General features: G+C 45.1%; 13 protein-coding genes. 3 read left to right on the top strand and 10 right to left on the bottom strand.

The genetic code is table 11. From position 1 onward, the window contains the following. Positions 1-213 precede the first annotated feature (213 nt). A complete protein-coding gene (locus AAV90_RS12210) occupies positions 214-462 on the top strand; it encodes an AbrB/MazE/SpoVT family DNA-binding domain-containing protein (RefSeq protein WP_046499607.1) in 249 nt (82 codons plus the stop codon). Between the two features lie 9 nt (positions 463-471). Here AAV90_RS12210 and rsmI read toward each other — a convergent pair whose 3' ends face one another. The 9 genes from rsmI to AAV90_RS12165 form a co-directional block, all read right to left on the bottom strand. Further along, entirely contained in the window at positions 472-1,308 is an 837-nt protein-coding gene (rsmI, locus tag AAV90_RS12205; protein ID WP_052729772.1) for a 16S rRNA (cytidine(1402)-2'-O)-methyltransferase, read from the bottom strand. 19 nt (positions 1,309-1,327) lie between these two features. Then, positions 1,328-2,074, bottom strand: a complete 747-nt coding sequence (locus AAV90_RS12200) for a tRNA1(Val) (adenine(37)-N6)-methyltransferase (RefSeq protein WP_076982657.1) — start codon at positions 2,072-2,074, stop codon at positions 1,328-1,330. A gap of 631 nt (positions 2,075-2,705) precedes the next feature. Then, positions 2,706-2,993 carry an initiation control protein YabA gene (locus AAV90_RS14995; RefSeq protein ID WP_076982655.1) on the bottom strand — a complete coding sequence of 96 codons (288 nt, stop codon included), beginning with the start codon at positions 2,991-2,993 and terminating at the stop codon, positions 2,706-2,708. Then, complete coding sequence (locus AAV90_RS12190) at positions 2,932-3,657, bottom strand: PSP1 domain-containing protein (RefSeq protein ID WP_076982656.1); 726 nt, start codon at positions 3,655-3,657, stop codon at positions 2,932-2,934. Before AAV90_RS12190 ends, AAV90_RS14995 begins: the two co-directional genes overlap by 62 nt. A gap of 62 nt (positions 3,658-3,719) precedes the next feature. Then, a complete protein-coding gene (locus AAV90_RS12185) occupies positions 3,720-4,676 on the bottom strand; it encodes a DNA polymerase III subunit (RefSeq protein ID WP_046499594.1) in 957 nt (318 codons plus the stop codon). A gap of 11 nt (positions 4,677-4,687) precedes the next feature. Then, positions 4,688-5,137: a YaaR family protein gene (locus tag AAV90_RS12180; protein ID WP_046499592.1), complete on the bottom strand. Its 450-nt coding sequence runs from the start codon at positions 5,135-5,137 to the stop codon at positions 4,688-4,690. A 34-nt stretch (positions 5,138-5,171) separates the two neighbouring features. Beyond that, positions 5,172-5,807 (bottom strand): dTMP kinase, encoded by a 636-nt coding sequence (gene tmk / locus AAV90_RS12175; protein WP_046499590.1) that lies wholly within the window; start codon positions 5,805-5,807, stop codon positions 5,172-5,174. Between the two features lie 187 nt (positions 5,808-5,994). Beyond that, a complete protein-coding gene (locus tag AAV90_RS12170; protein WP_084691591.1) occupies positions 5,995-7,452 on the bottom strand; it encodes an aminotransferase class I/II-fold pyridoxal phosphate-dependent enzyme in 1,458 nt (485 codons plus the stop codon). A 237-nt stretch (positions 7,453-7,689) separates the two neighbouring features. After that, on the bottom strand, positions 7,690-7,917 hold the full coding sequence (locus AAV90_RS12165) for a sigma factor G inhibitor Gin (protein ID WP_046499586.1): 228 nt from the start codon (positions 7,915-7,917) through the stop codon (positions 7,690-7,692). Between the two features lie 210 nt (positions 7,918-8,127). Between AAV90_RS12165 and AAV90_RS12160 the strand changes: the two genes are divergently transcribed. Both AAV90_RS12160 and AAV90_RS12155 read left to right on the top strand, forming a co-directional pair. Next, positions 8,128-9,339, top strand: a complete 1,212-nt coding sequence (locus AAV90_RS12160; protein WP_084691593.1) for a DUF763 domain-containing protein — start codon at positions 8,128-8,130, stop codon at positions 9,337-9,339. Positions 9,340-9,602: 263 nt separating this feature from the next. Continuing rightward, positions 9,603-9,818: a hypothetical protein gene (locus tag AAV90_RS12155; protein ID WP_046499583.1), complete on the top strand. Its 216-nt coding sequence runs from the start codon at positions 9,603-9,605 to the stop codon at positions 9,816-9,818. Between the two features lie 76 nt (positions 9,819-9,894). Here the strand turns inward: AAV90_RS12155 and AAV90_RS12150 are convergent. Beyond that, positions 9,895-10,203, bottom strand: a 309-nt coding sequence (locus AAV90_RS12150; RefSeq protein WP_046499579.1) for a transposase, incomplete at its 5' end; no start/stop codon positions are given.

The following is a 10,203-nucleotide window of genomic DNA, read 5'->3' as shown; positions in this document are numbered from 1 at the left end:
GTTAAAGTAATATTTATTTTTAATAATTTTATTTTTAAATAAATTAGGAATATACTATAGTTCGAGTTAATAATTTCATAAACAACAAGAATATACTTCATTAGTTATTTTTTCAACACTATTTATTGACAATATCTTGACTTTTTCTGCCAACTTTGGTATCGTCTTGATTAGAAGGTCGAATCGTGTTGAAGAGGAGGATTATCGTTTATGATGAAATCAACTGGAGTAGTAAGGAAAGTAGATGAGTTAGGTCGTATAGTAATCCCCATTGAGTTAAGACGTACTATGGGAATTGAGGAAAAAGATGCCTTGGAAATCTATGTGGACAACGACAAAATTATCCTCAAGAAGTATGAACCTGCTTGTATATTTTGCGGCAATGCGGAAGAAGTTGTCAACTACAAAGGCAAAAATCTATGTAAGGGCTGTCTAACTGAATTAATGAAACAAATCGGCTAATACATAATTTTATAGCGGATTGTCGACAAAGTATTTATAAAGTATGGATTTTTTTATTCCGTACTCATGAGCCTTCATTTTGAAGGCTTCTTTTTTTTCCATACCTGCTTTGATAAGTTCTGCGGTTTCGCTGATAATCTGCTCCAGATCGGCTGTTTCAGTTTCCTGAGTCTGCCCGGGAAAAAGCAGGCAAAATTCTCCCCGGGGGCGGTGGACTTCATAATATTCCCGCAGTTCCTTGACTGTACCGCGCTGCATTTGCTGATGCTGCTTAGTCAATTCCCGGGCGATTACCAGGTTTTGATCCGGGCCGCTTACTTCCTCAAAGTCTGCAAGGGTATCGAGCAGACGATGTGGGGCTTCATAAATAATTACCGTCCGGGACTCGTTTTTAAGTTCGCGCAGTGCCTGCAGACGTGCCTGACGCCGATTAGGCAGAAAACCGGCAAAAACAAAAGCCCTGCTGTCCAGTCCGGAAATGGCCAAAGCGGTGGTACAGGCTGACGGGCCGGGGACAACATCCACTTTGATCCCTGCTGCAATAGCCTTTTTAACCAACTTTTCCCCGGGATCAGAAATACCTGGCATCCCTGCATCGGACACCAAGGCAATATTTACGCCTTTTTTAAGTTCTTCCAACAGATAATCTTCCCTGGCACTGCCGCTATGCTCATGATAACTGAGCAGACGCTTCTTGATCTTATAACGGGTTAAAAGTTTGCGCGTATGGCGGGTATCTTCACAGGCTATAATATCTACCGCCCGCAGGGTTTTTAAAAGCCGTATGCTTACATCTTCCAGATTACCTATGGGGGTTGCACATACATACAAAGTTCCTGCAGCCATCACATACTCCTTTATATATTTATCCATCAGCGTATATGCTTTTTATTTCCGGGCTGTATAAGCCGGGATGGGTGTAGATAATCAGTGGAGGCATGACTGCCAGCGGGCCGGGGCGGTTTTTAACTGCTTCGATTAATACCAGGCGGGCGGGTTGATTTATAAACGAATGCACCGTTCTTATCCTGCGCGCCGGAACGTTATAGCGGCGGAATATTTCCAGGGCCTCATCCAGTCGTTTGGACTGGTGAATAATAGCCATTTTGCCTCCCGGGCGCAAAAGATAGGCACCCTTTTGAATCAGCTCATTTAGGGTCAGGCTTATTTCATGGCGTGCCAGAGCTTCTTCTGGATTTGTGCTTACTTTGCCCTCACCCCGGCGCCAAAAAGGCGGATTGCTAACAACCAGTTCAGCCTCCCCGGTCGGCAATAGATTTTCCGCTTCTCTGATATCGGCATTTAGGATTTCTATCCGATCTTCAATTCCATTTAAGGCAACACTGCGTGCCGCCCGCTCGGCCACCGCCGGTTGTATCTCCAGGGATGTAAAACGGGCCTGGGGGTCACGATAGGCCATAAGCAAGGAGATTACCCCGCTGCCTGCTCCCAGTTCGATCACATGCTGCCAGGGAGGTTCCGGAAAATGGGCCAGAAGAACCGCATCCAGGGAAAACCGGTAGCCTTTTTCCGGCTGAATAATACGCATATCGCCTAATATCAAATCATCCACGGTCTCCCCGGCATATATGGGAACCTTCTCATCATACATTTTCATTAAAATTTCTAATTAACCTCCATGCCCGCAGGCCACAACCACCCATGGAAATGCGGAACGACGAGAGGTCGTTCCCTACAAATTCAACCGGGTTTTTTGAGCATATGTGATGATGCTGCAGATAGCGTCTTATTAATTAAGATGAAATCCGTGTAAATCTGTGCCCGCAGGGTCTGTGTTATCTGTGTCCATTAAAACCGCGGCTATTACCCCTTACTCCTTCAAAATCAGAGCCAGGCAAAACAGACAATCCCCCGGTAGCCTTTTTCCGGCTGAATACCCTACAAATTCAACCGGGTTTTTTGAGCATATGTGATGATGCTGCAGATAGCGTCTTATTAATTAAGATGAAATCCGTGTAAATCTGTGCCCGCAGGGTCTGTGTTATCTGTGTCCATTAAAACCGCGGCTATTACCCCTTACTCCTTCAAAATCAGAGCCAGGCAAAACAGACAATCCCCCGGTAGCCTTTTTCCGGCTGAATACCCTACAAATTCAACCGGGTTTTTTGAGCATATGTGATGATGCTGCAGATAGCGTCTTATTAATTAAGATGAAATCCGTGTAAATCTGTGCCCGCAGGGTCTGTGTTATCTGTGTCTATTAAAACCGCGGCTATTACCCCTTACTCCTTCAAAATCAGAGCCAGGCAAAACAGACAATCCCCCTCGCGGCTATAACCAAAATTAGCCGGACATACATGGTAACCATCATTATACAGCTGTCCCAGCCGCTCATAGCCTTCGCCTTGGAGCTTGATTATATCAAGTTTATCGTGTTTTTCATTATAAGCTGCCGGAGGAGTTTTTTCTCTTTCCAGGATCGTTACCCGTTCTTTTAATTCCCCGATCTCAAGAATCAGCTCCCGGATCAATACTTTCAGCTCCTGGACAGATTTCGCAGTGTCCTCCATTTTTATCCCCCTCAGTTCGCTTGCACTCATATAGCTCCGATTCATATTTAAGGCAGCACATCAAACGTCCGCAAATTCCTGATATTTTGGTAGGATTAAGCGATAGATTCTGTTCTTTGGCCATACGAATTGAAACCGGCTCGAAATCTCCCAGAAAATTATTACAACAGAGTACACGTCCGCAAGTACCAATACCTCCCAGCATTTTGGCCTCATCGCGTACCCCGATCTGTCTTAATTCAATTCGGGTCTTAAAAATTGCTGCCAGGTCTTTGACCAACTCCCGAAAGTCCACCCGGCTTTCGGCGGTAAAATAAAATATAATTTTACCCATGTCGAAAGTGTATTCGACATCAATCAGCCGCATGGGGAGATTATGCAATCGTACTTTTTCTTTGCAAAGCTCCAGGGCTTCTTTTTCTTTTTGCTTATTGTTTTTATACGTATTGCGGTCTTCCTCACTGGCTACGCGAATAACCTTTTTAAGCGGCAGCACCAGTTGATCCTCAGGAACATCCCTTTTGCCCAGTGCCACCTCACCATATTCAATGCCTCTGATCGTTTCGACAATAACTGCATCACCTGCTTTAAGATCCAGGTCTTCGCTGTCAAAGTAGTATATCTTACCGGCAGATTTAAACCTTACCCCTGCTACCCATACCAACATTATCCCTCCAATACTAATCCCATAGCTGTTCGCCAGTTTCGCATAATCCAAAATTTAAATTATCTTAGCGCATCCAGCAACTCATAGGAAATATTAATATTTAACAATAATGAATTAACTGCTCCTTTATAATGCTTTTTTAAGCTGTTTATGCTGCTCATGGCCGGTCTTAATCTATAAGGATCGAGTAATTTAAAGTTTTGACATAACGACAGATTCCTATCCATCAACAGGCGGTCAGGGTCATGAGTCTGCTGAAAGATTAATATATCTCTTAAAATGGTCTCTAGTAAAGATACCATAATTTCCGGGTGTTTTTCCATTTTCTCCGCTGCCGCAAATACCTGATATGTGGAGCCGTCTGCCAGGGACGTTAATATGTTTTCCGCTATGAACCAGTATTCTTCCCATTCCTCCTCGGCAAAAAGCAGGGCATCCGCAATACTTCCCTGTCCTAGCCGAGCCAGGTTAAGTGCCTTTTCCTCATCCATTCCCTGGGTTAAAAAATGGTTTTTTATATCCTGTTCGCTAAGTGAAGAAAAATTCATTATCTGGCAGCGGGAGACGATAGTCTCCAGAAGATTGTTTTCATCTGCTGCCAGTATTATTACGGCATAATCAGGCGGTTCCTCCAAAGTCTTTAATAGGGCATTGGCGGCCGGCAGGCTAAGCAGATGGGCGTCCTTTATAATAACCACCCTTTGGTCGGCACGATAAGGCTTTAAGGCAAGCCAAGGCTCAATTTCCTGGGTAATCTGTTCTATACCCAGCAGGGTTTTGCTGTCCATCTTTTTTACCAGTTTAAAATCCGGATGTACCCCTTCCCGCCAATAAGCTTCGCCCTGGGGATCACCGGTTAAAATAACGGCTTGAGCCATAGCCAAGGCAGTGGTAAATTTGCCCACTCCGGCCGGACCTAGAAAAAGATAGGCATGGCTTAGGCGCCCTTTTTGCAGAGCTTTTTCTAAGACGGCTATAATTTTGTCATGTCCGACTATATCCTTAAAATACTTCATTTTCATCACCTTTAAATCAAGAGATCTACCAACATTCCCCGGATTTTATCCAGGGTTGCCAATATCTCTATAGGCTCGGTCCTGTGGCTTGAGAATTCATCTATTAATTGATCAATTTCTTTATCGATCGTATTAACGGTAACCAGCACCGTACGTCCGCTGCGATTCCGCCCTCTTTTGCGGGAAATCTGGTAGGCCTCGCCGGTAGCTTCTTTTAGAAAATTTTTAACCAGTTTTCTATAAAGCATGAGATCATTTAGATTAATATTGCGGTTTAATTTCTCATTGAGCTTATCAATTTCTGCCAATATCTCCTGCATTTTGAGCTGCGCATAAGCCTCTTGACGCTGCCCCAACTCCTGCTCAAAACTGCTTTCGTTGCCTCTTTTCACCTGAGGCAGTCCGGATTTTCCGACCGGGGTATAGCTTTCCAGTTCTTTTTTGTTTCGTTCTACCTTCATAATATCTGCCTCTTTCCTGGTGCAGTCAGTTTTTTTACAACCGGCTGGATTCGGTCGGCAAAAGGGGCTTCATATGTTGAAGTGCTTCCCGGCTGAGTTTCTCCACGCTTAGATGACCGTTTAACAGTTTAATTCTGGCGGGCTCTTCTTCTTGAATCTTTAAGTATCCATTTCTGACCCGGGTCTGAAACTCTAATCCCTCTTTTTCCAAACGATCCAAAGTACCCTTTTGCCTGCGTCTGTGTCCTTCGGCAGGCTCAATGTCCAGTAAAAGGGTCAGGTCGGGTTTTAAACCGTCTGTGCATAAGCTATTAAGCTGCTTTAGAAATCCTATGTCAAGTCCCCGGCCATAACCCTGGTAGGCAATAGTGGAATCCAGGTAGCGGTCAGCAATCACCAGTTTGCCGGAATTTAATGCGGGACGAATAATTTCCTCTACTACTTGCGCACGGGCTGCAGCATAGAGCAAAGCCTCGGCGCGGGGCAATATGCCTTCATTGCGAACATCTAACAATAGTTCCCGGACTTTTTCGGAAATATCGGTTCCACCCGGTTCCCTGACCATCAATAATTCATATTTTCCCTCCAATTGTATACGTAACTGCTCTTTCAGGGTGGTTTTACCAGAACCGTCAATCCCCTCCAGGCTGATAAATTTTCCTTTGTACACCGACCCACCACCTAAGTTTAATCTAAAAACAGCTTTTAATAAATGCGGCAACCTTAGCAGCGATCCGGCACTCAGCAGGGGCAAATTCCACTAACCCGGTTAAGGTCGAACCGAATACCGGCGATGGTAACGCTTCCCCATCCATATCACCGTTCCATTTTCAAAAGTTACTGTGGCCTATGCCAGGTCAAACCTGGGTTACTACTTTTATTTTTTCCAAGCGTGCGTCTTGCACCCCCTGTATTCGAACGGGGCTGTTTTTCAGGTACTGAAGATACTCCAAGATTTCCGGGCTTATTAATTCGCCCGGAACCAGGCAGGGTATCCCCGGCGGGTATACCGCGATCATTTCCCCGGCAATCCTGCCTAGACTATCTTCTAAACTTACATCCTCTTTTGCCGCCAGAAATGCCTGGCGCGGGCTGAGGATAGTTTTTGTCCCCGGCAAAGTTTCATGCCTGGACAGTTTTTTGCCATTACCTGCATAAACGGAGGCAATCTCCTCAAGAGCAATGTATAGCCTCTCCCAGTCCTCTCTTTGGTGGAGCAGGGAAAACATTGCCACAACCATATGCTGGCTTTCCAATTCCAGTTGAATGCGGTATTTTTCGCGCAAAATCCTACTCAGTTGATACCCGCTTAAGCTTAATTGCCGAGTTGATATGATTATTTTCAAAGGATCCAGGCCTATAATATTACGGTTATCAATTAATTCTTCTCCATAACAATGCACACCTTTAATCCGGTTTATTTTTATCCGATATTCAACCGCCAAACTGCGGGCTTTTTCCAGGTATTCATAACCTTGCTCCTCCATAAACAGCCGGGCGGTTTCAATGGAAGCCAAAAGCGGATACGATGGACTGGTAGTGGTCAATAAACTGACCGCCTGGTAAAGGCGCTCCCGCTCAAAAAACCCACGACCAATATGCAAAGCTGCCCCCGGGTTTAAAACCGGCCAGGTCTTGTGCAGTCCATTAACTGCCGCAACGGCTCCCTGACTCAAAGCCGTGGGAGGATACCCCGAATGAAAAGGAAAATGTCCACCGTGGGCTTCATCTACCAGAACCTGCTTGCCATAATCTGCAGCTACCTGAACGATAGTGCTGATATCAGAGCAGGTTCCGTAATAACTGGGACTGGTTATAAAAAGGGCCTGGGAGGCAGGATTTTGCGCCAGGGCTTTTTGGACTTCCGCACAGCTTACTGACAGGATTTCTCCTAGTTCAGCATGGATCTCACCGGGTAAATATACTGGCCAAGCACCGGATAGTACCATCCCCGCATAAAAAGAGCGATGCGCATTTCTGGGAATAATAATTTGTTCGCCATCTCCAGCCATACTCATCAGCATAGCCTGAACCCCGCAGCTGGCTCCGTTTACCAGGAAAAAACTTTCCCTGGCTCCGGCTGCCTGAGCCAGCAGACGGCGGGATTTTTCTATAATCCCCTGGGGCAGGTGCAAATCATCCATTCCCGCCACTTCCGTCAAATCCAGGCAAGCCAGACCTCCCCACTCCACGGGCATTGCTTGTCCGCCGATATGTCCCGGCATATGCAAGCGTAGATTGTTTGCCTGTGCATATTGATTAAGAGCCTCATAAATGGGCGCACGTTCCAGCATCTGCTTCCTTATCCCTGCCATCTGTAAAGTTGTTTACTACTCTATTCTATCTCAAATTTTCCCTCTCCCCAAATAAAAAAGGCACCCTGGCCTTTTAAAATAATTATTTGCCATTTACCCCTCATGCCTAAATCAAAAACATCCCTTTTTATACGAAACAAACCGGCTTTATTGACACTAAAAGACACTGATTAACAAAAAATCAGTGTCCACCAAAGATAGCAGTGTATTCAAGGTCACAGTTTTACTGCTCTTATCTTACTTCCAGACTTTCTTAATTTTATTCATAATCAGTCCATATTGCGAAGAACCCACCTCAAGGGTCGCTATTTCCTGTTCACATTCCCGGCATATCCAAGCCTTGCCCACTTTAATAACGCCTCTGATACCTTCGCTGGGCACCTGCCCACAAATGTTGCATAGCGGCAGTATTAGCGCGCTTTGCCTATTATCCCCAAACCATGTTTTTATTTGCATTTCATTCATCAGCACACTTCCTTGGCAGTCTGTTATAACATATGCTGATTATACTCAAAATGTTAACTATCCAAACCTGTTAAAAAGAAGCTTTTATATAGGACTTTGGATAACGTATAAAAAACCAGAAAAAATGGTTTTTTAAGGGTTGGTTGCAGAACGTTTGTTTTGTGGTTTATAATTATGCTATACTTGCACAAAAAGAAAGCAGTGATTATTTTGAAAACCGGCACCGCTAATCTGCCTCTGCATGGAGGAAAATGCCCGGCTTGGCTTTTTGCCCACATGAAAACCCTGAGTGCGGCTATTATAGAAGTAATACTTGAGGAATCCGGCCCTGAAGAAGTTTTGCAGCGCCTTAGCGATCCTTACTGGTTTCAGGCCCTGGGTTGCGTAGTTGGGTTTGATTGGCATTCATCCGGGGTTACAACGACTGTCTGCGGTGCTTTGAAGGAAGGTCTGGCCGATATTGGGCCGCAGGCCGGGCTATATATAGCCGGGGGCAAAGGCAGAAGTTCCCGTAATACGCCTTTTGAAATAAAATCCTATGCCGATAAGTATCCCTTAGCCATTAATGCAGAAAAACTGATCTATGCCAGTAAGATGTCAGCCAAAGTTGATAGCACAGCTGTCCAGGATGGGTATCAACTATATCATCATTGCTTTGTCTTTACCGGCACAGGCCATTGGGCCGTTATCCAGCAAGGTATGAATGAGGGCACTGCCCAGGCACGCCGTTATCATTGGCTAAGTTCGGCAGTAAAAAATTTTACTGCCGAACCCCAGGCAGCGATCTGCTGCGATCATACGTCTGATACGTTAAATCTGGTTTCCCATGACAATCAGCCGCTGCGCCAAATTAGTTATGAAATGGTTCATATCCCGCCAGACAGATTGCTAGCCGAAATCAGTAAAATTTCAGAACCCAAACCGGAGTTGCATTTGCCCGGACGACATACCATCCCTAGAACCTCTTATTTAAACAAAGCCCTATATGCTGCCTATGAACAACAGCCGCAAGATTTTGAACAACTGCTGCAGGTTCCAGGTCTGGGACCTGGTACATTGCGCGCATTATGTTTGGTGGCTGAAGTAGCCTACGGGGTTGAAGCCAGCTATGCTGATCCGGTGCGTTATTCCTTTGCCCATGGCGGTAAAGATGGGTTCCCCTTCCCGGTCAATGAAGCCGATATTGAAAACAGCTACACGGTTTTAAATAGAGCCCTTAGCAAAGCCCGGGCCGGTCGGCGAGAACAGCTTCAAGCTTTAAATAACCTGGCTAAATGGCATAGCGAAGCCCTACCCGTTAGCCAACACCAGTGCACACCTCAGCCAAGCGCTCCAAACCAAACCCGCAGATCAGGGAGCCCTAAACCCGGCACTCAAACCACATCGAATCTGCCTTTTGTGCAGCCATCCTTATTTAATTAATACAACTGATACGATGCCCTGCCAAAATTCTACACGGCTACTGTTGTACCAAAGTTGTTGCAGTTGATCACATTTTAAACATGGGGTGACATTTTTGGTGCACCATCTTAATGTTTTTGCTTTATTCAAATACTTTTTCCGCTGTTTGAGGCAGGTATTACAGGCTTTTATTTAAGGGTTTACAACTTGGCACGTGAATTGCATCAGTATAGTGTTAAATAGTTCAAAGACATTCCATAAGGTTAAATAAAGGAGGGATCACCATGACTAACAACGCAACAACTACACGCAGGCCAATCAATTTTCAAGTCAGGTTTGAAAAGGAATTTAATCAATCCGAACCTATAGTCAATGTACAGGGAGCTTATCAAAACGACTGGAGCAAAGGCGGAAAAGGAGAGAGAATTATCACGAACGACTATCTGAACGAAAAGCTGTACTACTTCTACAACAACGGCGGACCGATTATGGATCTATAACCATGCGGAAATTTCAATATCACCAATCAAGGGCGTGTCGAGGGGACGGTTCGAGATCACTGAAAAAGCAACCCTTTTAAGCCGCCCTGGCGGTTACCCACAGCCCATCAGGTAGGTTAATCTGTACCCGACAGAATAAAAACCTCAAAATAAACGAAGATAACCCTTTTGAAGCGGATACCAGTTTAGCTATCCGCTTTAAGTTTACCGCCAGGGCTGTTAGTTTGGCCTGAATGCGGATGCTTCGTAGACCATAGCCTTTGGCTCGATCTAGTCCGTGGAATCGTTTTAGTTCTGCATTCTTGGGTTCGATTTTAGCTCGCTTGCGGAATTCTTGAATGAATTCCGGGGTTTTAGCTCTTTGGCTGTATTCATATAACTCTGG

It is taken from the genome of Syntrophomonas zehnderi OL-4 (assembly GCF_000983115.1).
Classification (GTDB): Bacteria; Bacillota; Syntrophomonadia; order Syntrophomonadales; family Syntrophomonadaceae; genus Syntrophomonas_B; species Syntrophomonas_B zehnderi.
Note: the sequence above shows the minus strand (reverse complement) of the source record. Positions and strands in the feature narration are given on the sequence as shown.

Excerpts from the sequence above, each read along its gene's own strand:
- AAV90_RS12210 (WP_046499607.1), top strand. The coding sequence starts at position 214 with ATGAAATCAACTGGAGTAGTAAGGAAAGTAGATGAGTTAGGTCGTATA.
- rsmI (WP_052729772.1), bottom strand. The coding sequence starts at position 1,308 with ATGGCTGCAGGAACTTTGTATGTATGTGCAACCCCCATAGGTAATCTG.
- AAV90_RS12200 (WP_076982657.1), bottom strand. The coding sequence starts at position 2,074 with ATGTATGATGAGAAGGTTCCCATATATGCCGGGGAGACCGTGGATGAT.
- AAV90_RS14995 (WP_076982655.1), bottom strand. The coding sequence starts at position 2,993 with ATGGAGGACACTGCGAAATCTGTCCAGGAGCTGAAAGTATTGATCCGG.
- AAV90_RS12185 (WP_046499594.1), bottom strand. The coding sequence starts at position 4,676 with ATGAAGTATTTTAAGGATATAGTCGGACATGACAAAATTATAGCCGTC.
- AAV90_RS12180 (WP_046499592.1), bottom strand. The coding sequence starts at position 5,137 with ATGAAGGTAGAACGAAACAAAAAAGAACTGGAAAGCTATACCCCGGTC.
- AAV90_RS12170 (WP_084691591.1), bottom strand. The coding sequence starts at position 7,452 with ATGGCAGGGATAAGGAAGCAGATGCTGGAACGTGCGCCCATTTATGAG.
- AAV90_RS12165 (WP_046499586.1), bottom strand. The coding sequence starts at position 7,917 with ATGAATGAAATGCAAATAAAAACATGGTTTGGGGATAATAGGCAAAGC.
- AAV90_RS12155 (WP_046499583.1), top strand. The coding sequence starts at position 9,603 with ATGACTAACAACGCAACAACTACACGCAGGCCAATCAATTTTCAAGTC.